The sequence below is a fragment of the Schaalia turicensis genome, from assembly GCF_019380255.1.
GTDB lineage: Bacteria > Actinomycetota > Actinomycetes > Actinomycetales > Actinomycetaceae > Pauljensenia > Pauljensenia turicensis_A.
Genome location: NZ_CP048928.1, coordinates 1547602 through 1573666, shown reverse-complemented (window position 1 = coordinate 1573666; position 26065 = coordinate 1547602). Strand labels below are relative to the sequence as shown.

Here is a 26065-nt window from a genome sequence, read left to right as displayed (position 1 = left end):
TGCGCATTATACCCACCGCGCTTGTTCACCGCGTGGCGTGTTGTTGAGACTGCGCTTGTTCACCGTCGCACGGAGTTTGTTCAATCGATCTGCCCATGGCTCCTTGTAATCTGAACGGGTGAATGAAGGCGATCAGATCGGTGGCTACACGCTCGTATCCCAGCTGGGTACGGGTGGCGCGGGTACCGTGTGGCTTGCAGAGGACGAGGGCGGCGATCGAGTTGCCCTCAAGCTTGTGCACCCTGCTTTGGCCGCCGACGAAGAATCTCGCCGTCGCCTGCAACGTGAAGCTGCGACCGTGAATTCGGTTCGCTCCGCCAGGGTTGCCCACGTCGTTGACATTGAAACCGATGCCTCGCAGCCCTTCATTGCGACTGAATATGTAGAGGGCCCGACGTTGGCCTCGTTGATGAATGGCCAGCCGCTTGCGCCGGAGTTGATCGCGGCGATTGCAGCCAGTCTCGCGCGCACATTGATGGCTGTCCATGACGCGCGGATCGTTCACCGCGATATCAAGCCATCGAATGTTATTTGTTCTCCGCACGGCCCGATTCTGATTGACTTCGGGATCGCAATGAGTGAAGCGGATGAGCATTTCACTCGCACCGGTCTGGTTTCAGGTACTGCCGGTTACACGGCTCCAGAGCTGTTGCGTGCTCGCCCGGCCGACGATGATTCAGACTGGTGGGCGTGGTCGGCGACCCTGCTTTCGCTTGCGACCGGGCGTCCTCCGTACGGCACGGGCGATGTTCAGGCGATTATTGCTCGTGTTCTGACGGGCGAGCCGGACACTGAGGGACTTCCGCTCTCATTTGCGCAGATCATTCACCAGGCTCTGTCTCCGGACGTGAATTCTCGCCCCGAACCCGACGAGGTCGTCGCAACGTTAGTCGAACTTTACGGTTTTCCCGGCGACGTCATGTCGATCAACCAGCTTGACTGGAGCGCCGCCTTCGCGAACCCCTACGTTTCCACTGTCCGCCCCGTTGTCGCAGATGAGCCCCGCGTCGTCGGCTCCTCGTCAGGGATGCTGGCGTGGTCCAGTAACGACGAAACTGTTCAGTTTGGGGATTCTCCGCTTCACCCATCGACGAGGCTCCTTCCGCGCCCTGAAACTGATGAGTGGAATGTGGGGAGCGCGGCCTCCTCAATTCCCCAACTGGGAATGGGGCAAACGGTCAGCAACACCGCGGACTTTCAATCGCTGACCTACCCGAATGGCGCACCTGCTGGCATGTATGGGCAGGCGGTCGGCGGATACGTAGATCCTCATGCGGTGGCGGTTCCGGGTCAGTGGACGGCTCCGGGGTCGGATGAATTCGATGTCGATGACCTGTATGAGGATCTGGGATATGAAGCTGACCTTCCCAGAATCGTGTGGATCTTCGGGTGCATCATTGCGATGCCACTTGCTCTCATCCCCATGTTCGCAGGAGTGATGGGGACTGCTACGGTCATCGTGCTCATGTTTTTCATGGCGTTTGGTGGCGCGTTCCATCGACATAGAGAAAACCGCCGTGTCCGGGCTGGCATTGCGCGATCCAGTGATACCGCTGCGACCGTGGCCTCGTCGCCACTGCTCCTTATTCGCGCTCTGGTGCAGGTGACGTTTGGGATGGCTATCGGCGGAATCGTCCCGTATCTTGTCTGGAATCTCTACACGGTTGCTCACGGCGGAAGCGGACAGTGGATGCGTCTACTGGATATTGTTCTGGCATCCGATCCGAATGCGACACTCGACCCCTTAGTGACCGAACCGATTGGCTCGATCGGCGTGTGGATCGTTGTCCTGGCGACCATCGTTTCAGCGTGGTTGATGCCAACCTCTTCCGATCTGAGAGTTGGAACCAGCATTGCGGTCAGGCGACTGCTGGGCCCAGTGTGGGTGCGTGCGATTGCTGGCCTCCTTGCTGTTGGCGTGGTAGGTGCCACATGGTTCCTCGTCACCGGAGGCGCGCTCTGAACTGCATACGCGCCTAGCGCTAGGTAGGGTTGCCTTAAAGATGTGACCTGTGAAAGGAAAACCATGGCAGGCAAGAAGGTAACGGATACCTCCGTGCGCGCGAAAGCTCAGCAGATGCGCGAAGCGCAGGAAAAGGCTGAGCGTCGCACACGTTCGATCATCATCGCAGTCGTTACAGTCATCGTTATCGCGGTGATTGCGACCGTTGGTGTGATTATTTCTCAGCAGCTTTCTGCAAAGAATGAAGCGCAGAGCGCGAGCCCCAGTGATTACTTGGGTGACTACGCGTCGGGTCAGCCGATTCGTTACTCGCATCTTGGTGTCGGCCAGGTTGATGACTCTCTTCCGACCGTTACCGAATACTTCGACTACTCGTGCCACCACTGCGCGAATCTTGAGGTTCTGATTGGCGAAGACTTGCTCGCAGGCGCTGACAATGGCGAATACAACATTGAGTTCCAGCCCGTGAGGACGGTCGGCATGGAATACGCGAATGCCGCTACCTCTGCTTCGCTGATTGTTGCTCAGCGGGATCCTGAGCACTGGGGGGCTCTTCACCAGGGGCTGATGGCGTACTTTGCTGGCCAGTTCAAGGCTGGTAACGGTACGGTGATTCAGGATGCGACGAAGTCCTGGGAACAGGTGAAGACGATCGCTTCTCAGGTGGGTGTTTCCTCTGACGTGGTTTCGTCCCTGCCCGTGAACGTGGTCACCGACTATCTGACAACCGCCACCGACACGTGGAGCAACGCGAATTTCACGAACCGTGAGTCGAAAGGCACGCCGGAGTTCATTAAGGATCATACGGACATGCTGACGTTGTCAGGCTCCGATTCTGCTTCGATCATGGCGTCCTTGCGTTCAGGACTTGGCCTTGGATGAGTTCGAAGAACTGACCAACGTGAAGTGCGGGGTCGCGGCCGATTGGTCGGGACCCCGTTCTTCATGGCACACTATGTGATGACGATTCGTTGAATTGTCGAAGCCGCCTTAGCTCAGTTGGTAGAGCAGCTGTCTTGTAAACAGCAGGTCATCGGTTCGAGTCCGATAGGCGGCTCTCGTTACACCCTTTTGTCTGAGGTTTTATGAGCACTCAATCTGCTCGTGGGCCAGGTGTTCGGCAGTCTCAAGCTGGAATGTGGAGTGTTTAATTTCAACGGGGAAGTGCTTGGCGACGCAGTTTTGTAGGCGGTCAAGAATCTGCTCGCTTCTGCCGGCCTGGAAAGCCTCTTCGCTGATGATGATGTGTGCTGTCAGGACGGGCATAGCCGACGCGACGGTCCACGCGTGCAGGTCGTGGATTGCTTCGACGCCTTCGATGCGGAGCATGTGATCGCGCACCTCGGCAAGGTCGAGTTTCTCGGGAGTAAATCCCATCAGAACCATGCCGGCGCTACGAAGCAGAAGTGCTGCCCTTGGGAAGATGAGTACGACGATCAACAGGGAAGCGATGGCGTCCGCTCGGGTCCAGTTGGTGTAATGGATAACCACGGCAGCGACGATAACGCCGATCGACCCTAGGGCGTCGTTCGTCACCTCCAGGAAAGCAGCGCGCATATTGAGGTTCGCTTCGCGACCACCCATGAGAACCAGCAGGGATGCGACGTTCGCGACCAAACCAATAACGCCCATGATGAGCATTCCGCCAGATTCGATCTGGGGCGGGTTGACGAGGTTTATCGTGGCGCGAACGGCAACGATGATGCCGATAACGGCGAGCCCGCCAGCCTGGATAGCCGCGCCGATAATCTCGGCGCGACGCAACCCCCACGTTGAGCGGTCGGTCGCAGGTTTATGAGCCAGGTGGGCGACAACAAGTGCCAATACGAGGCCCGCAGAATCCGCTGTCATGTGACCGGCATCGGCAAGAAGAGCCAGTGAATCGGTCAGGATTGCGACGACAACTTCGCTCACCAGAATAAATGCGGTGATGCCAAGTGCGATCGCAAGGCGTGTGCGTGACGCATTCGCCCCGTGACTATGTGTGTGACCGTGAGTGTCATCGTGGTGATGAGCGTGCTCGTTCTCGTGCTGCATGACCATCCTGTCGTCGAATTAATCGAGCACGCCCTCGTGAATCCATCATCTGTACCAGCGCATAAGGTGCGGAAAACTTGAACGGAGCCAAGAGGCGTGCATCTAACTAAGTCATATCTTAGTTGCTTGGTTCTTTCTTGGGAAAAAGGTCGCTTGTGTGTGAGTGAGAGGCTCTCGTAAACGGTTTTAATGAAAATATGACCGTGATGTGACCACTGCGTTTTCGGTTGAGTGAGTCCATGTGTCTCAAGCGTGGAATCGAGCCTGCCGAAGACTAGCGGTGGTACCTGACCGTAGGATAGAGGCAGTAATTGATAAGGGGGCTCTAATGGCAATGACGACGCTGAAAGAACTGACGACCTTCCACGTTGGGGGTCCGGTCGCTACCTATATTCTTGCCGATTCACGTTCCGATCTGATTGCAGCCTTTGACAGCGCAGACAAGGGTGAGTTCCCGATTCTGATGATCGGGGGTGGCTCAAACACTCTTGCCTCCGATGCCCCATTCGAAGGCATTGTCGTTAAAGATGGGCGTCAGCAGATCACTCGTTATGAGAGCTCAGATGGCACCGTTCTCGTCACGGCGACTGCCGGCACCGTCTGGGACGAATTCGTCCAGTGGACCCTTGCCGAAGGCCTCTCGGGCATCGAAGCCCTGTCCGGCATTCCCGGAACCGTCGGAGCTGCGCCTGTTCAAAACGTTGGAGCCTACGGTCACGAGATCTCTGACACGCTTGCCTACGTTGACGTCTGGGATCGCGGTGAACAGTGCGAGAAGCGCTTGAATGCATCTGAACTGGATCTCGTCTACCGTGAGTCGATTATTAAGCGCTCAGTCCGCGAAGGTGACGACCAGGGACGTATATGGGGTCCGACCGGGCGTTGGGTTGTCCTCGAAGCCACGTTCCGCCTCACAATCTCCGATCAGTCCGCGCCCGTCCTGTACCGCGAACTCGCGAATCGCTTGAGCATTGAACAAGGGCAGAGCGCGAATGCTCAGCGTGTGCGTGATACTGTCCTTGAGTTGCGCGCGTCAAAGGGTATGGTGCTCGATCCCAACGACCACGATTCGTGGAGTGCTGGCTCCTTCTTCACGAACCCCATCGTCGATGCCGAAACCGTTGCCACGCTCCCACCCGAGGCCCCACGCTTTGACGCCGGAAATGGCATGACGAAAACGTCAGCTGCATGGTTGATCGACCACGCGGGCTTCACGAAAGGCTGGGCAGTGGACGGAGCGCGCGAAAACGGCGCCTCGCTGTCAACGAAACACGTTCTTGCTCTGACCAACCGCGGGGATGCCACCAGCGATGAGGTCGTCGAGCTTGCGCTCGCGGTTCGCGCCGGCGTTCAAGAAAAATTCGGCATCACCTTGGTTCCCGAGCCCGTCACGGTTGGGGTCAGCTGGTAGCGTCCGCTTCTGCCTTTCCCGACGGTTTGCGAGGCTCCCGCTTAGTCGGTGTGACCGTCGTATGGGGGTGTGTTGAGCCACGCCTGAATGTGGGCGTGCCATTGGTTCTTCGAAGCGCTTGATGCCAGGGAAGCGTTGATTGACTGAGAAGCCAAGTCTGCGATCTGTTGATCGGACAGACTAAAGGTGTCGCGTGCTCGTGCGTACTGTTGGACCAGTCGCGAACGGAATAACAGCGGGTCATCTGCACCCAGTGCCACCGTTGCCCCGTATTTCATAAAAACAGGCAGAGGAACGTGTGAAAAGTCCTGGTAGACCCCCAAATGGACGTTTGAGGTCGGGCAGACTTCGAAAGCAACGCCTTCGTCAATGAGCCTGCGAAGCAGGTCTGGATCTTCCGTCGTACGCACGCCGTGGCCGAGTCGTGCCGGGTTGAGCGCGGTGACAACATTGCGTACCGACTCGGGTCCTAGCAGTTCACCACCGTGGGGAAGAGAAGCCAGTCCTGCGCGCCGTGCGATGCCGAAGGCCGCGCCAAACTCGCTGGTTGTGCCCACGCGTTCATCATTCGATAAGCCGAAACCGACGACCGTGCCCGGACCCTCGCCAGCATATTGCGCGGCTAATCGTGCCAGAATTCGGGCATCAAGAGGATGTCGGATACGCGATGCGGCAACGATAATTCCCACTTCCACGCCCGTATCGCGCCACGCCTGTCGGGCCTCGTCAAGGATGATTTCGAGGGCCGGAGTGATGCCACCAACCCACGGGGCGTAAGAGGTCGGATCCACCTGCATTTCAAGGCGAACCGAGCCCTCTTTCGCGTCGTCTTCTACAGCTTCGCGGACGATGCGTCGCATGGCGGATTCTGAGCGCACCAGATGACGCGCAGAATCGTAGGAACGTTGGAAGCGGAACCAGCCTCGTCCGTCGGCGGGGACTTTTAACGGGTCGATGGCCAGAAGGTGGCTGGGCAAGCGAACGCCCTGCTCATTGGCCAGGTCAATCAGAGTCTGCGGGCGCATTGCTCCAGTGAAATGCAGGTGCAGATGCGCTTTCGGTAGGCGCGATAAATCGCGTCGACCAGATGTTTGGTGCGCCGGGGCAGTCAGATTCGGTTGGGTTGGGCGTGCGCGTTTGGCCTGGTCAGTGAATCGGTGGATAGGCGACGAGGCGACGAACTGGGACATCAGTGCCTGTCCAGCCAGGCGACGATGTCTTTAATCAGGCCTGGACCCTCGGGTTCGTTGAGGACCTCATGGTACGCGCCGTCAATGATTCGTAGGTGAATATCAGCATCAGGGTGTGATGCCAGTGCGTTCTGAATGAAAGTCTTTGAGCCGTTCAACGATGCCAACTTATCTGCGTTTCCGTGAAGGATCAGCATAGGAGTCCTGGCGCGGTGAGCATTCTTCAGGACAAGGTCGCCCTGAGTGATCATTGTTGCCCCCGTGATCAGAGGAACTCCGCCCGTGTAGTTGAGTGGATCAGCATCGAACGCTTCTTGGACTCTGGGGTCGCGAGAGAGGACGGAAGGGTCATCTGCTGAGCGAGGCTTCTGCGCCGTCAAAGCGGGGAAAACGCGCGCAAGCGGAAGCAGTAAGCGAGCCGCGCCAGCCGGCAACGGAGGAAGCGGGCGGAATGCTGGGCCCGTCAAGATCGCACCGTTCACGTTCGAGGGGTTCAGAAGAAGCGATGCGGCGGTAATCAAACCACCCATGGAATGACCAAAGAGGAAGAGGTCTGATGTGCGTGCATGCGCCAACACAATGCGTCGAGCATCTAGATGGTCTTTAATCAGGCGTCCAACATCAACCTGCGAACGTGGGCCTGGGGATGTGCCGTGAGCATAGTGATCGTAGAACGCGATGTCGTATCCAGCTTCAATAAGTTCGTCGTGCAGGCGAAGAAAACGGCCCGAGTGCTCGGCATATCCGTGGCAGAGCAAGACGGTGCCCTTCGGGGCGAGCGTTGACGCGGAACGATACTGGATATTCATGCACTCTATTGTGGCAGGTGGAAGGCAGTGTGTACCGAATACGGGACGGCTCTGAGAACCTGTGCGGTTCTCAGAGCCGTCCCGTTCGTCCAGACATGTCAAGCGTGAACAGAATGCAGACACTGTGTGGGTTCGAGATCCTGGGCGCGAGGTCCTGTCCTGGGGAGGTGCTAGTAAGGCCTAGCCTCAGTGTGCTTGCGCCAGAAGCTCCTGAATGCGGCCGACACCTTCAACAAGGTCGCCGTCAGACAGGGCGTAGGAGAGACGAATGAAGCCAGATGGGCCGAACGCTTCGCCGGGCACCACAGCAACCTCGACCTCTTCGAGGATCAGGTCGGCAAGCTCAGCCGACGTTGTGGGGACCTTGCCACGGATTTCGCGACCCAGAATGCCCTCGACGTTCGGGTAGGCGTAGAACGCACCCTTCGGGGTCGGAACATCGAGGCCGTCGATTTGGGAAAGCATCGAGATCATGGTCTTGCGCCTGCGGTCGAATGCCTCACGCATGGAATGGACAGCGTCGAGAGGGCCAGTGACAGCTTCCAAGGCTGCACGCTGAGCCATATTCGATACGTTCGAGGTCAAATGCGACTGGAACGAGGTTGCAGCCTTCACAATGTCAGTCGGAGCGATCATCCAACCAACACGCCAGCCGGTCATTGCGTAGGTCTTCGCCACACCGTTCAACACGATGGTCTGATTGGCAAGCTCTGGAAGAAGCTTCACCATATGAGCCGGCTCGGCATCTTCATAGAGCAAGTGCTCGTAGATTTCGTCGGTGATAATCCAAATGCCGTGTTCAAGAGCCCATTCGCCAATCGCTCGAGCCTCTGCAGGAGTGTAAACAGTGCCGGTCGGATTCGAGGGTGAGCAGTGCAACAGAAGCTTCGTCTTTTCCGTACGAGCAGCTTCGAGCTGTTCGACGGTTACCTTGTAATTCTGATCGGCACCAGCGAAAACGGGAACCGTGACACCGCCGGCAAGCTTGATGACTTCCGGATAGGTCGTCCAGTAGGGAGTCGGAAGAAGAGCCTCGTCCCCCGGATCCAAAATGGAAGCGAAAGCCTGGAATACGGCCTGCTTACCGCCATTGGTGACCAGCACCTGCAACGGATCAACTTCGTAGCCGGAATCGCGCAGAGTCTTTGCAGCAATTGCTTCGCGCAAAGCTGGAAGGCCGGCCGCCGGAGTGTAGCGGTGCATCGCCGGCTCGCGCGCTGCGCGGACGGCGGCCTCGACAATATTGTCAGGGGTGGGGAAGTCCGGCTCACCTGCACCGAAGCCGATGACGGGACGACCCGCAGCCTTCAGGGCTTTCGCTTTCGCGTCAACCGCGAGAGTGGCTGAAGGGGTGATAGCGGAAAAGCGTGCGCTGACGCGCGATCGAGGTGTTGTGCTCATAGGACTATCGTCGCATTAAATGGGGCTGTTCGGTAGTCTAATTCCGAATATCAAGCAGTTTGCGACACTCCCCAGTTGGACAGTTGAAGAGATTTTCCATAAACTCGTTCCCGCACGTTCTACGGCGTGCAGTAGGGCAGTGGCGCAATTGGTAGCGCACCGGTCTCCAAAACCGGCGGTTGTGGGTTCGAGTCCCGCCTGCCCTGCCACTCATATTCTGGGCACGAATTCAGGAGGGGTTCCGTGGCTGACGCAACGGCATCACACATGCCAGCGAAAACAGATCGCACGAAGTCTGGCGCTACGCCGTCCCGTGACTCCCACGAAAAAGAGGCTCAGAAGAAGCCGAATATTTTCGTGAGGATGTGGACTTTCTTCCTTCAAGTGATTGAAGAAATGAAGAAGGTCGTCTACCCGAGTGGTTCTGAAACGTGGACCTACTTCGTTGTCGTGGTCGTTTTTGTGGCCGTAATCATGGCTTTCACTGGTCTTTTGGATCTTGGATTCGGTAAACTGAACGCACTGATATTCAGCTGAAGCTGATGCGAACCCGCCCGCAGATACTGCAGGCGGGTTTCTTCTAGCCTTCGGCACTCAATTTTCCGCTAGGAAACTAGCATCCAGGAGGAACGCGTGAGTGAAGAGAATCTGCCTGTCGAAATCGACGAGGCCGCCCAGGCTGAACTGACCGAAAACCCCGCTGAAGCGGCGGAAGAAGAAGCCGGAAGCGTTGAGCAGCCGGTTGAAGCTGAAGAAGCTGAAGCTGGCGAAGAAGAGGGCGACATTGATCCCCTCGAGAAGTTCCGCAACGAGATCATGATGATCCCCGGTGACTGGTACGTCTTGCACACCTACTCCGGTCACGAGCGCAAGGTGAAGGCGAACCTCGAACAACGCGTTCAAAGCCAGAACATGACCGATAAGGTCTTCCGCGTCGAGGTTCCGGATGAGTACATCACCGAGTTCCGTGGTTCGGTGAAGAAGCGTGTTCGCCACGTTCGTATTCCTGGCTATGTCGTCGTCTGCATGGACTTTGATGAAGAGTCGTACCGCATGGTCAAGGACACCCCGGCTATTACCGGCTTCGTTGGAGACCAGCACAACCCGGTTCCGCTCAGCATCGATGAGGTCGTTGATCTGCTGAAGTACAACATCCTTGAAGAAGCTGGCCCGCAGGTCCCTGCCGTGGCTCAGGTCAAGGAAGAGATCCGCGTGGCCTTCGAGGTTGGCGAGATCGTCACCGTCATCGATGGTCCGTTCGAGTCGCTGGAAGCGACTATTTCCGAGATCTCGCCCGAGACCGAGAAGCTCAAGGTTCTCGTCATGATCTTCGAACGCGAGACTCCGCTTGAACTTGGTTTCGACCAGGTTGCCAAGCGCGAAGACTGACCAAAGAGTGAAGTCGCGCACCCGAACTTGGGAACATGGGCGGGTGCGCGATAGCATTGCACTTCGTGTGTAGTGGGTTCAGTGCGCCTTCAGCGCCCTGCCTCTACATGCAACCAGAAGGAATTCCGTTCTTCTGGTAATTGAACAAGAAAGACCCGAAATATGGCACCGAAGAAGAAGGTCACCGGCCTGATCAAGCTTCAGATCGCAGCCGGCGCCGCAACCCCTGCACCTCCGGTTGGTCCTGCACTGGGCCAGCACGGTGTGAACATCGTTGAGTTCACGAAGGCCTACAACGCTGCAACTGAGTCGCAGCGTGGTTCGATCGTTCCGGTTGAAATCACCGTTTATGAAGACCGTACGTTCACCTTCGTTCTGAAGACTCCGCCGGCTTCCGAAATGATCAAGAAGGCCGCTGGCCTCCAGAAGGGCTCCGGCACCCCGAACACTGTGAAGGTTGGCTCCATCACTATGGACCAGGCTCGCGAAATTGGACAGGCAAAGATGGTCGACCTCAACGCGAACGACATCGAAGCTGCAGCCAAGATCATCGCCGGCACCGCCCGCTCCATGGGCATCGTCGTCGAAGGCTGACCCCAAACTATTTCCCGTGGTAGGGCATGCGCTGCCCGGAACCCACAACTGCAAGGAGAAGAAGCAGAATGACTAAGCGCTCCAAGAGCTACCGCGCCGCGGCTGAAAAGATTCACGCGGACATTCTCTACACCCCTCTCGAGGCCATGAAGCTGGCCAAGGAGACCACCGTCACCAAGTTCGATTCGACCGTCGAGGTCGTCTTCCGACTGGGTGTTGATCCTCGCAAGGCTGACCAGATGGTGCGTGGCACCGTCTCGCTGCCTCACGGCACCGGCAAGACCTCCCGGGTCTTGGTCTTCGCTGTTGGTGAGCGTGCGCAGGATGCAATCGACGCTGGTGCTGACGAGGTCGGTGGCGACGAGCTCATCGAAAAGGTTGCTAAGGGCTACACCGACTTTGATGTCGCCGTTGCAACCCCGGACCTCATGGGCAAGGTTGGTCGCCTCGGTCGCGTCCTCGGCCCGCGTGGTTTGATGCCGAACCCGAAGACCGGCACGGTCACCATGGACGTCGCGAAGGCGATCAAGGAGATCAAGGGTGGTCGTATTGAGTTCCGCGTCGACAAGCACTCGAACCTTGCGTTCATTGTTGGCAAGTCCTCCTTCACCGCAGAACAGCTCGCCGAGAACTACGGCGCTGTCCTGGACGAAATCCTTCGTCTGAAGCCGGCTTCCGCCAAGGGGCGCTACATCTCGAAGGCAACCGTCTCCACCACGATGGGCCCGGGCATCCCGCTCGATGCCACGAAGACGAAGAACGTCGCAACTGCTGACGCTTCCTGATGTTGAACTCCCTGTAGGGGAATGAAACATTGACGTATGAGTGGGCTTGATTGGCTTAAACACCAATCAAGCCCACTCACGTTTTATGTTCGTGGGTTGTGTGAGTGAGTATTGAGGTCTGCGTGCCCTACTGCACATCGTCGCGACTGGATTTGCTTCACCCCATCCTGCTAGTCTGGTCACTGCCGAAGACCGTCGGTTTCTCAGGAAACTGAGATGAAATGCGAAAGCTGTCGACGTAGGTGAGTGACTAGTCAGCAATGACTACACCGGACATTTATGCCCGACACGAACCTACGTGTCGGGCTTTTTCATTACTCGGTGGTCACTTATCTGGAAGGAGGACCATGGCGAGGTCTGACAAGGTAGCAGCAGTTGCCGAACTCGTGGAACGTTTCCGCGCGTCTGACGCTGTCCTGCTCACTGAGTATCGCGGCCTGACCGTTGGCCAGCTCAAGCAGCTGCGTCGCGGACTGGGCGAAAACGCGAGCTACGCCGTGGTGAAGAACACGCTGGCAAGGCTGGCGGCACAGGAAGTCGGCCTCGGCTTCCTCGCTGAGGACCTGAAGGGTCCGACCGCTATTGCTTTCGTCACCGGTGAGCCTGTTGAGGCTGCCAAGACGCTGCGTGATTTTGCCAAGGAAAACCCCCAGCTCGTCCTGAAGTCGGGCGCAATGGATGGCGTAGCGCTGTCCGTTGAGGGTGTTAAGAAGCTTGCTGATCTGGAATCCCGCGAGGTTCTGCTGGCCAAGACTGCCGGCGCCCTCAAGGCGAAGATTTCGCAGGCGGCGTACGCATTCAACGCGCTCCCGTCCAAGACGGTGCGCACCATCGATGCTCTGCGTGCACAGCAGGGCGAAGCGGCCTGAAGCGACAGGCCCCGCGCGTTCGATTCGTAACCGCGTGGAACTCACCAACAATCTGCTCGCAAGGCAGGCCAATTAGGAAGGATGCCAATCATGGCAAAGCTCTCCAACGATGAGCTCATCGAAGCTTTCAAGGAAATGTCCCTCATCGAGCTCTCTGACTTCGTCAAGCTCTTCGAAGAGACCTTCGACGTCACCGCTGCTGCTCCGGCTGCTGTCGCCGTTGCTGCTGCTCCGGCTGCTGCTGAAGCTGCTGAAGAAAAGGACGAGTTCGAGGTTGTCCTCGAGTCCGCAGGTGATAAGAAGATCGCAGTTGTCAAGGCTGTCAAGAACCTCACCGGTCTCGGCCTGAAGGAAGCCAAGGATCTTGTTGACGGCGCACCGTCGACCATCTTCGAAGCTGCCAAGAAGGACGACGCTGAGAAGGCAAAGGCTGAAATCGAAGAAGCAGGCGGCAAGGTCACCCTTAAGTGATTTCGTCTTCTTACCTGACGTGTCTTTGTGCGCATAGAAGGTAAGAAACGCTTCAGCGATTCATTCGCTTGAAACTGTCCCCTGGGAGTGATTCCCGGGGGACAGTTTTTGCCTGATGAGGTCCTGTTTATGCTGTGTTTCAAAATGAGGCGCGCACCACGCAGAGTCAATTTGCAATCAGCGGTTGAACTTCGGCATAATTAACAGGTCGCAATCCCGCGTAGCTCAACGGCAGAGCATCCGACTGTTAATCGGACGGTTACTGGTTCGAATCCAGTCGCGGGAGCCACATAACTGGGGCTTCGGTGAGTAACTCACTGAAGCCCCAGTTTCTTGGGTCTAATGCCCATTTTTGTGTCTTAATTTTAGTGTTTTGGCCAGGGTGCTTTGGCTCGTACCTTCGGGCACTGTGGGGGAGTCGCTATTTGATGTGCCCGGCCTCGTCGTTGACTAGCGGAGGGGCGAACGCAACTCGCTCCCTTGCGTTCGTGTGTAGTGAATCGTCCCCACTGGAATCTGCTGTTTGTTGACAGATTTTTGCAGGTTGGAGATGCAAATATGTCCAATTGAAATGGTCGTTAGGTCAGTGCGTGAAAGCTCTCGGGGTGCTTTTGTTGATATCTCGCGAGTCCTTTTCGTTAGCGGTAACGATTTAATAACGGAGCGTCATTTTCGATTTCAAAGGCGCTCTCAGTTGTCGTAGGCTTATCACACGCCAATGAGGGCGATTCCTGGGGCTTGTTTCGGTAGCGCTAACGAGTTTCAGATAACAAACTCCGGCCACACTGTAGTGATCGGTACCCAAGGGGTGAGAAGTGACAAAGTTACTTGAGTTAAAGGGGATCTCAAAGACATTCCCTGGCGTCAAGGCGTTGTCCAACGTGGACCTTGACCTTAACGCTGGCGAGATCTTGGGTCTCTGTGGTGAGAACGGCGCCGGTAAGTCGACGCTGATGAAGGTTCTCACTGGTATCCATAAGGCGGATCCGGGCGGTGAGATTTGGCTCCAGGGGCAGAAGGTTGATGTCAAGAACGCCAACCATGCTCGTGATCTGGGTTTGAGCATCATTCACCAAGAGCTCAACATTATTCCAGACCTCACGGTTGCGCAGAACCTGTACATCGGTCGTGCTGGCTCCCACAAAGGCTCGGTCATCAACGACCGCAAGCTCAACAAGGATGCTAAGGAGCTGTTCGAGCGCCTGAACATGGACCTGAACCCGGCGGACACCTGCCGTGACCTCACGGTTGCCCGTCTGCAGATGCTTGAAATTGCCCGTGCACTTTCCTACGAGTCAACGAAGATCCTGGTCATGGACGAGCCCACAGCTCCTCTGACCACGACTGAGACCGAATCCCTGTTCGAGCTCGTTCGCAACTTCATTACTCCGGAAACCGGCCTGATCTTCATCACGCACCGTATGCCTGAGCTCAAGGAGCTCACTGACCGCATCTCTGTTCTGCGCGATGGTGAGTACGTCGGCACCGTCGATACCAAGGCCACCGAACTCTCCGAGGTTATTCGCCTCATGGTTGGTCGCGAGGTTCCGGCTGATGCTCGCCCCACCACTAAGCCTCTGTCTGACGAAGCAGTTCTGAAGGTTGAGCACCTGTCCACGAAGAAGGCCGTCCACGATGTGTCCTTCGAGGTTAAGAAGGGCGAAATCTTCGGCTTCGCAGGTCTCGTTGGCGCAGGTCGTACCGAAGTTGCTCGCGCTCTCTCCGGTGCTGACCCCCACACTTCCGGCGATGTCTACATCAACGGTAAGAAGGTCTCGATCCGCAACGCAGCTGACGGCGTTAAGGTTGGCATCGGCTACCTCTCCGAAGATCGTAAGCAGTTCGGTCTTCTTCTCGACAAGACCATCGCAGACAACACTGCAATGGCTACGATGAGCGAATTCACCAGTGCCGGCGTCATCAACTCCAAGAAGATCGACGCAGTAGCTCAGGAATACGTCGCGAAGCTCCGCACTCGTACCCCTTCGATTCACACTGAAGTTCGTTCCCTCTCTGGTGGTAACCAGCAGAAAGTCGTTATCGCCAAGTGGCTTGTCCGCGACTCCGACGTGCTGATCTTCGACGAACCGACCCGAGGCATCGATGTTGGCGCGAAGGATGAAATCTACACACTTCTGGAGGCTCTTGCCAAGCAGGGCAAGGCGATCATCGTGATCTCCTCCGAACTGCCTGAGGTTCTGCGCCTGGCAAACCGCATCGCAGTTATGGCCCACGGCCGCATCATCGGCACACTCGACAACGAGGTCGCCACCCAGGAAAACATCATGGAACTGGCCACCGTTGGTCAGGAAGAAGCGAATGGAGTTCTCGCGTGAGCACCGCAGCTACTAAGGCGGAAAAGTCCACCAGCCCGGTGGCAGCCTTCTTCAAATCGAACATGCAGCTAGTCATGGTGATCATCGCACTGGTCATCATCTACGCATACTTCATGTTCGCAGCCCCGAACTTTGCGCAGCCGAAGATCTTTACCGATATTCTTCTGCAGGCCGCCTACACCGGCGTGATGGCTCTCGGCGCAACGTTCGTTATCGCAACATCCGGCATTGACCTCTCGGTCGGTACGGGCATGACCCTCGTCGCCGTTATGGCCGGTGTCTTCCTGTCGGCTGACTGGCTGAACCTGCCCCTGGGGGTCGGTCTTATCCTCGTTCTCCTGTTCGGTGCTTTCGTTGGTCTGATCAACGGCCTGAACATCTCGATTCTCGGTCTTCCGCCGTTCATTGCAACACTGGCAATGATGATGGTGGCCCGTGGTCTGGCACTGATCATCTCCGATAAGTCCACGATCTCGATCGCAAACCCTGGCTACATCGCACTATCCACCGGTTCGATCATCCCGGGCGTTTCGAACGCAGCAGTCATCTTCATCATCTTGACGATTCTTGCAGCGTTCCTGCTGAACAAGACCCTCCTTGGTCGTTACGCTCTGGCCATTGGCTCGAACGAGGAAGCAACCCGCCTCTCCGGTGTGAACGTCCGCCTCTGGAAGGTCATCATCTACATCACCGCTGGTGTCTTCATGGCAATCGGCGCAATCCTCTACTCGGCACGTTTCGGCTTCGTCCAGCCCGCTGAAGGCGTCGGCTTCGAACTCAACGTCATCGCAGCAACCGTTATCGGTGGCACGTCACTCTCCGGTGGCCGCGCATCGATCCCAGGTGCATTCGTTGGTGCACTCATCATGGAAACCCTGAAGAAGGGCCTGACGATGATGGGTGTTGCTTCTGAATGGCAGCTGGTCGTTACCGGTATCGTTGTTCTCCTCGCAGTCTTCATTGACAACATCCGCCGCGCTCGCGAGAACGCAGCCTGATAAAACCAATTGAATCCGTGAATCTTACATAGGCGTTTGATTCACACCCTCAAGAAGGCAAACGTCTTCTTGGCCCCCACGAAAGGAAAAACACATGCGCCCCATCGGCCGTATCGTTGCAGTCGCAGCAGCCGGAACCATGGCCTTCGGCCTGGCAGCTTGCTCCACCTCGAACACCTCCGAGTCGGGTTCCGACGCAGCGGCATCGGGCTCCGATTCCGCATCAAAGGAAGAGGTCACCGAGCAGTCTGACGAAGTTCCTGCTGGCGATGGCACCAAGACCATCTACCTCGTCTCCAAGGGCTTCCAGCACCGCTTCTGGCAGGCAGTGAAGGAAGGCGCCGAGGACGCCGGCAAGGAGTTCAACTACAAGATCCAGTTCGTCGGCCCCGACGATGAGACCAAGGTGACCCAGCAGCTCGACCAGCTCCAGGCAGCACTCGACACCTCCCCGGCAGCTATCGGCCTTGCAGCTCTCGACTCGGGCGCAGCAACCCCGCTACTCACCCAGATTGAGTCCGCAGGCATCCCGCTGGTCGCATTCGACTCCGGTGTTGACTCCGACCTCCCGCTGACCACGGTTTCGACCGATAACAAGGCAGCAGCAGCTGAGGCCGCAAAGCACATGATCGAACTGCTCGATGGCAAGACCGGCTCCGTCGGCGTGATCTGCCACGACGCAACCTCCACCACCGGCAAGCAGCGTTGCGATGGTTTCAAGGAATACTTCAAGGCCAACGCACCCGAGGGCCTGAAGCTCCTCGAAGAGCAGATTGCAGGCGAGGTCGGCAAGGCAGCTGACACCTCCAAGGCCATCATCCAGGCAAACGACGACATCGTCGGCATGTACGGCTCCAACGAAGCAGCAGCTTCCGGCGCCATCCAGGGTGCTAACGAGTCCGGCAAGACCCTGACCGTTGTCGGCTTTGACTCCGGCAAGACCCAGATCGCTGCAATCAAGGACGGCACGCAGGCCGGCGCCATCACCCAGGCACCGAAGCTCATGGGCTACAAGACCGTCACTGCAGCCATCCAGGCAATCAACGGCATCGCACTCCCGAAGACGATTGACTCCGGCTTCTACTGGTACGACGCATCCAACATCGACTCTGACAAGGTCGCTCCGAACCTCTACGAGTGATGTTGACTGAGTTGGGGTGGGCTCATTCACTCGGGCCCGCCCCAACTCACACGTAGGATCCGAGGGGTGTGAATCGCCCCCCACTCAACAATGAAGTTTTGATCAAGGAATGAGGGAACAAATGACTGATCACCCCCGCATCGGTATCCGCCCGGCAATCGATGGTCGCCGTCGCGGTGTCCGCGAAAGCCTCGAAGAGCAGACCATGGGCATGGCTGAGGCTGTTGCCAAGCTCTTCTCCGAAAACCTCCGTTACACCGACGGCACCCCCGTCGAGTGCGTCATTGCTGACACCACCATTGGTCGTGTCCACGAAGCAATGGCTTGCGCTGACAAGTTCCGCGTCAACAATGTCGGCTTGACCCTGACCGTTACCCCCTGCTGGTGCTACGGCACTGAAACCACGGACATGGATGCCACCATGCCGCACGCAATCTGGGGCTTCAACGGCACCGAGCGCCCCGGCGCTGTCTACTTGGCAGCAGCTCTTGCTGGGCACGCACAGATCGGTATCCCCGCATTCGGCATCTACGGCAAGGATGTCCAGGATGGCGATGACAATTCCATTCCGGAAGATGTTCGTGAGCGTCTTCTGAGCTACGCTACCGCTGGTCTTGCAGTTGCCCAGATGCGTGGCAAGGCATACCTGTCCATGGGCTCGGTTTCCATGGGTATTGCTGGTTCTGTCGTCAACCCTGACTTCTTCGGTGCCTACCTTGGAATGCGCAACGAATACATCGACATGTCCGAGTTCGCCCGCCGCATTGAAGAAGGCATCTACGATCCGGAAGAATACGAGAGGGCTTACACCTGGATCCGCGAGAACTTCAAGCAGGGCAAGGACTGGAACCCCGAAGATTGGCAGTTCCCAGAGAAGCATGAGGACTGGTGGAAGTTCGTCACTAAGATGACCTTGATCGGTCGCGACCTGATGAACGGCAACCCACGTCTTGCAGAGCTCGGTTTTGAAGAAGAAGCTGGTGGCCACGGTGCTATCGCCGCAGGTTTCCAAGGACAGCGCCAGTGGACCGACCACTTCCCGAATGGTGACGTTATGGAAACCATTCTGAACACGAACTTCGACTGGACCGGTCCGCGTCAGCCCAACGTTCTTGCAACCGAGAACGATTCGCTCAACGGTGCTTCGATGCTGTTTGGCTACCTGTTGACCAATACGCCCCAGATCTTCTCCGATGTTCGCACCTACTGGAGCCCCGAGTCCGTCGAGCGCGTCACCGGCTGGAAGCCGGAAGGGCGCGCGGCACAGGGCTTCCTTGACCTGCGCAACTCCGGTTCCACCACCCTTGACGGTGCTGGCAAGGCAACCCGTGACGGTAAGCCCGTCATCAAGCCGTTCTGGGAGGTCACCGAAGAAGACCAGAAGGCAACCCTTGAGGCAACCACCTTCCACCCAGCATCGACAGGTTACTTCCGCGGTGGTGGTTTCTCGACTCACTTCCGCACTGAAGGTGAAATGCCTGTCACCATGATTCGCATTAACCTGGTTGCCGGCAAGCCAGTCATGCAGATCTGCGAAGGCTGGACCGTCGAGCTTCCTGACGAAGTTGCTTACACCATCGAAGAGCGCACGAATATCGAATGGCCGACTACCTGGTTCGTTCCGAACCTCACCGGTGAAGGTGCCTTTAAGACGACCTACGATGTCATGAACAACTGGGGCGCAAACCACGGCGCGATTTCCTACGGTCACAACGGTGCCCTGTTCATCACGCTTGCCTCGATGCTCCGTATCCCGGTCAACATGCACAACGTTCCGGAAGAAAAGATCTTCCGCCCGAAGGCATGGTCGCTGTTCGGTACCGTTGATCTCGAAGGCGCGGACTACCGTGCATGCGAGACCTTCGGTCCGATGTACCGCTGATTGTTTAGTCGCAGTTAGCTGACGAAAGTCAAAGCGGTGGGTGAGCCCATTAGGGCTCACCCACCGCACCGACTCTCAATGTTGAGAGTCACCCAAGCGTTCAATGATGACGCGGACCATAAAGCTATAAAACACTCAAAGTCGCCACTTCGCATTGACGCGAAATGAGCATCCCGCCTGCCGTACCAGGAAGGACCCGTTTAATGACCACCGCACTTGCTGTTGACCTCGGTTCCGCTTCGGGTCGAGTTCTAGCTGGAACTATTGTTGATGGCCGTCTTGAGATCACTGACGTTCACCGTTTCAAGCATCAGGCAATCCGTGACGAAACGGGTTCGTTGACTTGGGACGTTGACACGATGTGGGAACAGACCGTTATCGGTTTGAAAAAGGCAGTGGAACAATTCCCGGACTCGGTGTCTGTTTCCGTGGATACGTGGGGTGTTGACTTCGTTCCCCTCGATGCAAATAACGAGCGAGTTGGCAAGGTTCGTGCCTACCGCGACGAGCGCACCGAGCGCACACACGAAGAATTCCGCTCGCGCGTTGATGATCGCACATTCTTTGAAATGTCGGGTATCGCCCCGGCAACGATCAACACAGCAAACCAGCTTCTGGCTTTTACGTTGGAAGATCCAGAACTTGCTGCCAAGACCGACTCGATTCTTTTCCTTCCTGACTACTTCGCCTGGAAGCTTTCCGGAGTGAAGGGCTGGTCGCGCACCATCGCCTCTACCTCGGGTCTATGTGAACCGGGCTCACCACGATTCAACGATGCCATGTTCGAACGCCTCGGCTTGGATCGCTCGTGGGTTGGTGAATTGAATGACGACCTCACCGCTGTTGGGCAGTGCACCGTCGAAGGCCTCGAGCAACTGACCGTCGTCCGCGGTGGTGCACACGACTCCGCATGCGCAGTTCACGGTCTACCCATTGATGAAGGCGTCCGCGCGTACTTCCTCTCGTGTGGTTCTTGGTCAGTTCTTGGTGCTCTTGAGGATCACCCGCTGATCTCGGATGCTGCATACGAACGTGGTTTGACGAACGAGTCTCGCACTGACGGGGGAGTTCGCCCGCTCTTCAACATCACGGGTATGTGGATTCTTCAGGAAATCCAGCGTCAGTGGGAGCGTGAAGGAACTCCGACTGATACGGATGAGCTTGTCGCGCAGGCCCGTGAATGTGCACCGTGCACCGTGTTCTTCAACCCGGATGACCCGCGCTTTGCTGAGCCTGGTGAGATGCAACAGAAGATTGATGTTGCCCTCGATGAACAGTGTGCTCCGCATCCGACCTCGATGCCCGAGTACGTTCGCCTGATTATCGAATCCTTCGCTCGTCGCTATGCGCGTGCGATTGATGAGCTGACTCAGATTTCAGGAGAGCGACCCGATCAGCTGAACCTTGTGGGTGGAGGCGCCCGCAACCACCTGCTGTGCGATCTCACGGCAGAAGCGGCGCAGGTTCGTGTTGTTGCCGGCCCGATTGAAGCTTCAACTCTCGGTTCGCTTCTTGCTCAACTCGAACTTCTTGGACACCTTGATCCCGCGGATCGCCCCGCGATGATTGCGGCAACAGCAAAGACCCATGTCCACACGCCGTCCAACAGGTAAGAAGGTCTCGCTAGCAGACGTTGCGCGTTTAGCGGGCGTCTCATCGAATACCGTTTCACGCGTTGTTCGCGGTGATCCTGAGGTTGCGGATGCGACGCGTGCGCGTATTTCCTTGATCCTTACTGAAGTTGGGTATCGACCGAATTACGCGGCGCGCGCGCTTGCGTCGAATCGGACGGGCGTTCTGCACGTTTTGCTGGCTGCCCCGATGTTTCACGGGCATGCGAGGGTTTTGCTTTCGGTTTTGAATGCAGGTTCTGAAGCCGGCTATCACGTGTCGCTTTCAAACGCATATGTGCCAAATGGTGAACTGCATAACGACGTGGCGCCATTCGATGTTGATGGGGTTGTGATCCTTGCTGGACAGGACCCGAGCGTTGACCTTGCCATTCAGATTGGCAAGCGGGTTCCGACGGTTTTGGTGCTGACTAGCGAACACGATTTGGATGGAATTTCGACAGTGTCCATTAATAATGTTCGAGGCGCAGAGCTAGCGACTGATCATCTGCTGAGCCAAGGTATTACCGACATCGTTCATGTTGCGGGCCCGTCGGGTTGGTCTGATGCTTCCATGCGCTTGCAGGGCTTTAAACTCTCGTGCGAAGAACACGGAGTCGAAGGCAAAGTGATCGAGTCATATTCGTGGGATTCGCAAGATGGATATGACGCTATGCGCTCGCTGGCAAAGCTTCCCCAGGGAATTCAAGCAGCGAATGATCAGTTGGCGCTTGGTGCCATGCGATTGATTCACGAACGGGGAGCGAAGATTCCGACAGACGTTAAGGTCGTTGGATTCGATGATATTGATGGCGCTGATTGCTATGCCCCTCCGCTGACGACTGTTCGTCAGCCTTTTGACCGCCTTGGTCGTGCTGCTGTTCGTATCGTGTGTTCGATGATGCGCGGCGGTAAGAGCGAGGATGTGACGATTGACCCTGAGCTGATTATCCGGTCCAGCTCGATTGAATAGAAAGGACAGATCTTCATGATCTATGGAGCAATGACGCACCCGCAGTTTCTGCGTGCACTGGCCGCGGCTGGCCACGGTTCGAAGATTCTGCTTGCTGATGCGAACTACCCGCACACCACCGGTGTGTCTGAGCGTTGCGAGCTTATCTCGCTGAACTTCGCTCCTGGCATGCTGGACGTTCTTCAGATTCTGGAAGTTCTGAAGCAGGTCTGCCCGATCGAGAAGGCAGAGATCATGGTTCCGGCTCCCGATCAGCCGGCCGTTGAGATCCCGATCCATGACGAGTTCAAGGCCCAGTTGCCCGATACCGAGTTCGGTGAGCTGTCGCGTTTCGACTTCTACGATGCAGCGCGTAGCGAAGATGTGGGCATCATTGTGGCGACTGGCGAACAGCGCCTGTACGGCAATCTTTTGCTGACTGTGGGCGTTCGTCAGCCCGGAGAATGAGTCTTTCGTAGAACTTTCATACGAAACTGCACTGTTGTTCAAGCGCGTTGAGTGTTTGAGCGACAGTGCAGTTCGTTATTTGGCGATTTATCAGTGAAAATTGCGTATATTTTCGTGAGTTTTTCAGTGAATTGTCGCTATTATTTCTTGTGAGGCAGGTCTTGTTGATTTTCGTTTTAGTTGCTAGACTGTAAAAACCGAAACGAAAGTGACAATCTAATCGATGCTCACGAAGAGGGGATGGGTGTGGGGCGCGCACAACGAACCAGTTACATCCTTGATCGCCTTGCCGCTGAAGGCGAGGTGAATGTTAACGTCCTGGCTGAAGAACTCGACGTTTCGCCTGTCACGATTAGAACCACTTTGAAGGACCTCGAAGATGAGGGCCATCTTGTTCGCACCCACGGTGGTGCTCGTCCGACTGCCTACCGCAATATTCGACTGCGTCAGTCTGACCGAATCGAAGACAAAGAGCGCATTGCCCGCGCGGCCGCCGAAATGGTGCGCGACGATGATCGCATCATGATCGAAGCTGGCACGACGTGCGCTCTTGTCGTCAAGCACCTGACCGGACGTCGTGGCGTTCAGGTCGTTACTAATTCTCTTCTTGTTTTCCAGAATGCTCGTCCGAACCCGCATATTCGGGTCACGCTGACCGGCGGTAGCTTCCATGCTGAAACCGAATCTTTGGTCGGCCCTGTTACAGAGCGTTCCATTAATGACTTCAACGCGCGCCTAGTATTTCTTGGCACTGACGGATTCAGTGTCGAACGAGGTCTGACAACCCAGCTTGCTGAAGGTGGGCATGTTGGCAGTCTCATGCGAGGGCGCACGGAGGAAACCTGGTTGCTTTCAGACTCTTCGAAGTTTGGGCGAGCAGGCTTCGTTAGCTTCATGGGAATTGAGGACGTCACCGGCATCATTACCGATGGCGACCTTCCTGAAGAATCCATCAAGGAATTGACCGAGCGTACGCAGCTACGCATCGTCTAGGAGGAAACACATGGCCACCATCGTGGTGATGCCCCAGCTGGGCAACTCTGTGGAGTCGTGCATTATCGTCGAATGGCAGGTTTCGGTTGGCGATACCGTCGCTGTCGACCAGACTCTCTGCTCGATTGAGACCGACAAATCCACAATGGAGGTGCCGAGCACTGACGCCGGTACCGTCCTGAAGATCCTGTGGGAAGAGGGCGACGAGGTTCCGGTTAAGGATCCGCTCATCATCGTCGGCGAGCCCGGCGAAGATATTTCCGCTCTTGTTCCCGCTGACGATTCGGCAGACGAGGCCGGCGCTGCTGAAGCAGCGGCGGAAAGCGCTCCGGCTCAAGAAGCAGCTCCCGCGCCGTCCTTTGCTACGACCGCTGCGACCGGTGCAGTCTCCCCGCGTGCTCGTGCTCTTGCCGGTTCTAAGGGTATTGACACCGCTGCGATTGCTGAGGGCTCCGGTCCTCACGGTCGCGTGATCGAACGTGATGTTCAGGCCGCTATTGCAGCAGGCCCCGCGTACACTTCAGCGGCGCAGGCACAAGGAGGTGTGGCTACTGGCGAAGGCACCGGTATTGGTGGTCGCGTGACGACTGCTGATCTGGCAAACCCGACTGCTCCGGCTCCCGTCGTGGCGACTGCAGTTGCAATTCCTGCTGCAGAGTTCCCGGGTGCTTCCACCTCCGAGAAGCTCAAGGGTGTCCGCAAGGTTGTTGCTTCGCGCATGATGGCATCCCTGCAGGAGTCGGCACAGCTGACCCTCAACACGACGGCCAACGCAGCCGGCATTCTTGCGATGCGCAAGAAGGTCAAGAACTCGGACGAAGCTCTGGGCCTCAACAAGATCACCCTGAACGACCTCGTCTGCTTCGCAGTGTCCCGCACGCTCCCGAAGTACCCGGTTTTCAACGCTCACCTCGAGGATGGCACCCTGACCAAGTTCGAGCAGGTTCACCTCGGCTTCGCAGCCGATACTCCGCGCGGTCTTTTGGTTCCCGTGATCCGTTCCGCTCAGGCCCTGTCGCTCAAGCAGTTCTCTGCTCAGGCAAAGAGCCTCGCAGCTGACGCCATCGCCGGAACGATCAGCCCCGACCTTCTTGGTGGTGGCACTTTCACGGTGTCCAACATCGGTTCCTTCGGCATCGAAACCTTCACCCCGGTCATTAACCGCCCGCAGACCGCAATCCTCGGCGTTGGCACCATCACGCCGCGTCCGGTTGTCAAAGCTGACGGCGAGATCGGTGTTGAACAACGTATCAACCTGTCGCTTACGATCGACCACCAGGTCATTGATGGCGCCGACGGCGCACGCTTCCTGAAGGACCTCGTTGTCGCTATCGAAAACATCGACGTCACTGTTCTGGCTTGAGTAATTAGGAGTACACATAATGACTGAAACTCACTACGACGTAATTGTCCTCGGCGCAGGCCCTGGTGGCTACCTTGCTGCCGAGCGTCTGGGGCACGCCGGCAAAAAGGTTCTTCTCATTGAAGAGCAGTACCTTGGTGGCACCTGCCTTAACGTTGGGTGCATCCCGACCAAGACCCTCCTTGCTGGTGCAAAGAACTACCTGCACGCCAAGGAAGCTGGTCAGTTCGGTGTTGACGCAACCGGCGTGACCCTCGACTGGGGTCGCCTGCAGGACTGGAAGGAAAAGGTTGTTAAGGGCCTCGTTTCCGGTGTTGCAGCAACCGAAAAGCGAGCAGGCGTCACCGTTGTGTCCGCACGTGGTCACTTCGACGGTCCCGGCAAGGTCACCGCTGACGGTATCACCTACACTTCCGAGCACGTCATCATCGCAACCGGTTCGGTTCCCGCTGTTCCGCCGTTGCCGGGTGTCAAGGACAACCCGCACCTGGTCGATTCGACCGGTATCCTCTCTCTGCCTGAGGTCCCCAAGCGTCTCGCCGTTATCGGTGGTGGCGTTATCGGCGTCGAGTTTGCTTCACTGTACTCGACCCTCGGCTCGGAGGTCACGATTATCGAAATGACCCCGGAAATCCTGCCATTCATGGATGATGACATGGCTGCCAAGATGCGCGCAGCGATGAAGGGCATCACCTTCGAACTCGGTTGCCGCGTTGAGTCTCTCGACGGCGCAACGGTCCACTACTCGAAGGGTGACGAAAAGAAGGTCCTCGAAGCTGACGTCGTGCTCATGGCTGTTGGCCGTCGCTCGGCAACCGCTGGCTGGGGCGCCGAAGAAGCGGGTCTCGAAATCAACCGAGGCATCGTTGTCGATGACTGCATGCGTACCAATCTGCCGAACGTGTGGGCAATTGGTGACGTCACCGGCCGTTCACTGCTAGCACACGCCGCATACCGCATGGCAGAAATTGCTTCCGCGAACATCATCAACCCCGATGCATGCAAGGTTGGCGAGGTTATGCGCTGGAACACTGTTCCGTGGGCAGTCTTCTCCATTCCCGAGGCTGCAGGCGTTGGCCTCACCGAATCTGCTGCAAAGCGCGAAGGCCGCGACGTCCTAGTTGCAAAGGTCCCCGCTCAGATGTCTGGTCGCTTCATTGCGGAGAACGGCTTCAAGGCTCCTGGTGAAGCCAAGATCCTCGTTGATCCGAAGACCCACCAGGTCCTCGGCATCCATGTGCTCGGCGCATACGCAGCAGAAATGATCTGGGGCGCACAGGCCGTCCTCGAAATGGAACTGACCGTCGAAGACCTCCGTCAGGTTGTCTTCCCCCACCCGACTGTCTCCGAAGTTATTCGCGAGGCTGCCTGGGCCGTCAAGCTCTGAACCTCCACAGACGAAG

The 26065-nt window shown here is 57.1% G+C and carries 23 protein-coding genes and 3 tRNA genes; 22 read left to right on the top strand and 4 right to left on the bottom strand.

Features of this window, described 5'->3' with window-relative positions:
• Positions 1-118: 118 nt before the first annotated feature.
• From G5S47_RS06910 to G5S47_RS06900, 3 genes are all read left to right on the top strand, one after another.
• The gene (locus G5S47_RS06910; protein WP_219585457.1) at positions 119-1963 is read left to right on the top strand and encodes a serine/threonine-protein kinase; all 1845 of its coding nucleotides are present in this window, start codon (positions 119-121) and stop codon (positions 1961-1963) included.
• Between the two features lie 63 nt (positions 1964-2026).
• On the top strand, positions 2027-2845 hold the full coding sequence (locus G5S47_RS06905; protein WP_219585456.1) for a DsbA family protein: 819 nt from the start codon (positions 2027-2029) through the stop codon (positions 2843-2845).
• A gap of 102 nt (positions 2846-2947) precedes the next feature.
• Positions 2948-3020 (top strand) — tRNA-Thr (locus G5S47_RS06900).
• Between the two features lie 26 nt (positions 3021-3046).
• Here G5S47_RS06900 and G5S47_RS06895 read toward each other — a convergent pair.
• A complete protein-coding gene (locus G5S47_RS06895) occupies positions 3047-4000 on the bottom strand; it encodes a cation diffusion facilitator family transporter (protein ID WP_219585455.1) in 954 nt (317 codons plus the stop codon).
• Between the two features lie 241 nt (positions 4001-4241).
• Between G5S47_RS06895 and G5S47_RS06890 the strand changes: the two genes are divergently transcribed.
• The gene (locus G5S47_RS06890) at positions 4242-5411 is read left to right on the top strand and encodes a UDP-N-acetylmuramate dehydrogenase (RefSeq protein WP_373273785.1); all 1170 of its coding nucleotides are present in this window, start codon (positions 4242-4244) and stop codon (positions 5409-5411) included.
• A gap of 41 nt (positions 5412-5452) precedes the next feature.
• On the opposite strand, the gene G5S47_RS06885 is transcribed toward G5S47_RS06890, so the two are convergent.
• From G5S47_RS06885 to G5S47_RS06875, 3 genes are all read right to left on the bottom strand, one after another.
• A complete protein-coding gene (locus G5S47_RS06885) occupies positions 5453-6601 on the bottom strand; it encodes an adenosine deaminase (protein ID WP_257878432.1) in 1149 nt (382 codons plus the stop codon).
• On the bottom strand, positions 6601-7410 hold the full coding sequence (locus G5S47_RS06880; protein WP_219585453.1) for an alpha/beta hydrolase: 810 nt from the start codon (positions 7408-7410) through the stop codon (positions 6601-6603). The genes G5S47_RS06885 and G5S47_RS06880 overlap by 1 nt, the downstream gene beginning before the upstream one ends.
• A 186-nt stretch (positions 7411-7596) precedes the next feature.
• Positions 7597-8811 (bottom strand): pyridoxal phosphate-dependent aminotransferase, encoded by a 1215-nt coding sequence (locus G5S47_RS06875; RefSeq protein WP_219585452.1) that lies wholly within the window; start codon positions 8809-8811, stop codon positions 7597-7599.
• A gap of 133 nt (positions 8812-8944) precedes the next feature.
• Here G5S47_RS06875 and G5S47_RS06870 point away from each other — a divergent pair.
• The 18 genes from G5S47_RS06870 to lpdA all read left to right on the top strand — a co-directional run bounded on the left by G5S47_RS06870 (position 8945) and on the right by lpdA (position 26049).
• Positions 8945-9020 (top strand) — tRNA-Trp (locus G5S47_RS06870).
• 34 nt (positions 9021-9054) lie between these two features.
• Complete coding sequence (secE, locus tag G5S47_RS06865; RefSeq protein WP_006680231.1) at positions 9055-9348, top strand: preprotein translocase subunit SecE; 294 nt, start codon at positions 9055-9057, stop codon at positions 9346-9348.
• A gap of 96 nt (positions 9349-9444) precedes the next feature.
• Positions 9445-10200 (top strand): transcription termination/antitermination protein NusG, encoded by a 756-nt coding sequence (gene nusG, locus G5S47_RS06860; RefSeq protein ID WP_219585451.1) that lies wholly within the window; start codon positions 9445-9447, stop codon positions 10198-10200.
• Positions 10201-10362: 162 nt separating this feature from the next.
• The gene (gene rplK / locus G5S47_RS06855) at positions 10363-10794 is read left to right on the top strand and encodes a 50S ribosomal protein L11 (protein WP_006680229.1); all 432 of its coding nucleotides are present in this window, start codon (positions 10363-10365) and stop codon (positions 10792-10794) included.
• A gap of 68 nt (positions 10795-10862) precedes the next feature.
• Positions 10863-11579 carry a 50S ribosomal protein L1 gene (gene rplA, locus G5S47_RS06850; protein WP_006680228.1) on the top strand — a complete coding sequence of 239 codons (717 nt, stop codon included), beginning with the start codon at positions 10863-10865 and terminating at the stop codon, positions 11577-11579.
• A 347-nt stretch (positions 11580-11926) separates the two neighbouring features.
• Positions 11927-12448, top strand: a complete 522-nt coding sequence (gene rplJ, locus G5S47_RS06845) for a 50S ribosomal protein L10 (RefSeq protein ID WP_006680227.1) — start codon at positions 11927-11929, stop codon at positions 12446-12448.
• Positions 12449-12538: 90 nt separating this feature from the next.
• The gene (gene rplL, locus G5S47_RS06840; protein ID WP_006680226.1) at positions 12539-12919 is read left to right on the top strand and encodes a 50S ribosomal protein L7/L12; all 381 of its coding nucleotides are present in this window, start codon (positions 12539-12541) and stop codon (positions 12917-12919) included.
• A gap of 214 nt (positions 12920-13133) precedes the next feature.
• Positions 13134-13208: transfer RNA gene (locus G5S47_RS06835), tRNA-Asn, on the top strand.
• Between the two features lie 526 nt (positions 13209-13734).
• Entirely contained in the window at positions 13735-15255 is a 1521-nt protein-coding gene (locus tag G5S47_RS06830) for a sugar ABC transporter ATP-binding protein (protein ID WP_006680225.1), read from the top strand.
• Entirely contained in the window at positions 15252-16253 is a 1002-nt protein-coding gene (locus tag G5S47_RS06825) for an ABC transporter permease (RefSeq protein WP_006680224.1), read from the top strand. The genes G5S47_RS06830 and G5S47_RS06825 overlap by 4 nt, the downstream gene beginning before the upstream one ends.
• A 94-nt stretch (positions 16254-16347) precedes the next feature.
• Entirely contained in the window at positions 16348-17394 is a 1047-nt protein-coding gene (locus G5S47_RS06820) for an ABC transporter substrate-binding protein (protein ID WP_006680223.1), read from the top strand.
• A gap of 121 nt (positions 17395-17515) precedes the next feature.
• Positions 17516-19276, top strand: coding sequence for an L-fucose isomerase (locus tag G5S47_RS06815; RefSeq protein ID WP_006680222.1), 1761 nt, complete (start codon positions 17516-17518; stop codon positions 19274-19276).
• Positions 19277-19479: 203 nt separating this feature from the next.
• Positions 19480-20889, top strand: a complete 1410-nt coding sequence (locus G5S47_RS06810) for a rhamnulokinase (RefSeq protein WP_219585450.1) — start codon at positions 19480-19482, stop codon at positions 20887-20889.
• Positions 20864-21859, top strand: coding sequence for a LacI family DNA-binding transcriptional regulator (locus G5S47_RS06805; protein WP_219585449.1), 996 nt, complete (start codon positions 20864-20866; stop codon positions 21857-21859). Before G5S47_RS06810 ends, G5S47_RS06805 begins: the two co-directional genes overlap by 26 nt.
• A 15-nt stretch (positions 21860-21874) precedes the next feature.
• Entirely contained in the window at positions 21875-22306 is a 432-nt protein-coding gene (locus G5S47_RS06800) for an RbsD/FucU family protein (RefSeq protein ID WP_006680219.1), read from the top strand.
• Positions 22307-22552: 246 nt separating this feature from the next.
• The gene (locus G5S47_RS06795) at positions 22553-23299 is read left to right on the top strand and encodes a DeoR/GlpR family DNA-binding transcription regulator (protein WP_195225326.1); all 747 of its coding nucleotides are present in this window, start codon (positions 22553-22555) and stop codon (positions 23297-23299) included.
• 10 nt (positions 23300-23309) lie between these two features.
• Positions 23310-24662 carry a dihydrolipoamide acetyltransferase family protein gene (locus tag G5S47_RS06790; RefSeq protein ID WP_006680217.1) on the top strand — a complete coding sequence of 451 codons (1353 nt, stop codon included), beginning with the start codon at positions 23310-23312 and terminating at the stop codon, positions 24660-24662.
• Between the two features lie 19 nt (positions 24663-24681).
• A complete protein-coding gene (gene lpdA / locus G5S47_RS06785; protein ID WP_006680216.1) occupies positions 24682-26049 on the top strand; it encodes a dihydrolipoyl dehydrogenase in 1368 nt (455 codons plus the stop codon).
• Positions 26050-26065 lie beyond the last annotated feature (16 nt).

Bases quoted from the DNA above. Each gene is read 5' to 3' on its own strand.
- G5S47_RS06905 (WP_219585456.1), top strand. From the start codon at position 2,027: ATGGCAGGCAAGAAGGTAACGGATACCTCCGTGCGCGCGAAAGCTCAG.
- G5S47_RS06895 (WP_219585455.1), bottom strand. From the start codon at position 4,000: ATGCAGCACGAGAACGAGCACGCTCATCACCACGATGACACTCACGGT.
- G5S47_RS06885 (WP_257878432.1), bottom strand. From the start codon at position 6,601: ATGTCCCAGTTCGTCGCCTCGTCGCCTATCCACCGATTCACTGACCAG.
- G5S47_RS06880 (WP_219585453.1), bottom strand. From the start codon at position 7,410: ATGAATATCCAGTATCGTTCCGCGTCAACGCTCGCCCCGAAGGGCACC.
- G5S47_RS06875 (WP_219585452.1), bottom strand. From the start codon at position 8,811: ATGAGCACAACACCTCGATCGCGCGTCAGCGCACGCTTTTCCGCTATC.
- rplK (WP_006680229.1), top strand. From the start codon at position 10,363: ATGGCACCGAAGAAGAAGGTCACCGGCCTGATCAAGCTTCAGATCGCA.
- rplA (WP_006680228.1), top strand. From the start codon at position 10,863: ATGACTAAGCGCTCCAAGAGCTACCGCGCCGCGGCTGAAAAGATTCAC.
- rplJ (WP_006680227.1), top strand. From the start codon at position 11,927: ATGGCGAGGTCTGACAAGGTAGCAGCAGTTGCCGAACTCGTGGAACGT.
- rplL (WP_006680226.1), top strand. From the start codon at position 12,539: ATGGCAAAGCTCTCCAACGATGAGCTCATCGAAGCTTTCAAGGAAATG.
- G5S47_RS06820 (WP_006680223.1), top strand. From the start codon at position 16,348: ATGCGCCCCATCGGCCGTATCGTTGCAGTCGCAGCAGCCGGAACCATG.
- G5S47_RS06815 (WP_006680222.1), top strand. From the start codon at position 17,516: ATGACTGATCACCCCCGCATCGGTATCCGCCCGGCAATCGATGGTCGC.
- G5S47_RS06810 (WP_219585450.1), top strand. From the start codon at position 19,480: ATGACCACCGCACTTGCTGTTGACCTCGGTTCCGCTTCGGGTCGAGTT.
- G5S47_RS06805 (WP_219585449.1), top strand. From the start codon at position 20,864: ATGTCCACACGCCGTCCAACAGGTAAGAAGGTCTCGCTAGCAGACGTT.
- G5S47_RS06800 (WP_006680219.1), top strand. From the start codon at position 21,875: ATGATCTATGGAGCAATGACGCACCCGCAGTTTCTGCGTGCACTGGCC.
- G5S47_RS06790 (WP_006680217.1), top strand. From the start codon at position 23,310: ATGGCCACCATCGTGGTGATGCCCCAGCTGGGCAACTCTGTGGAGTCG.
- lpdA (WP_006680216.1), top strand. From the start codon at position 24,682: ATGACTGAAACTCACTACGACGTAATTGTCCTCGGCGCAGGCCCTGGT.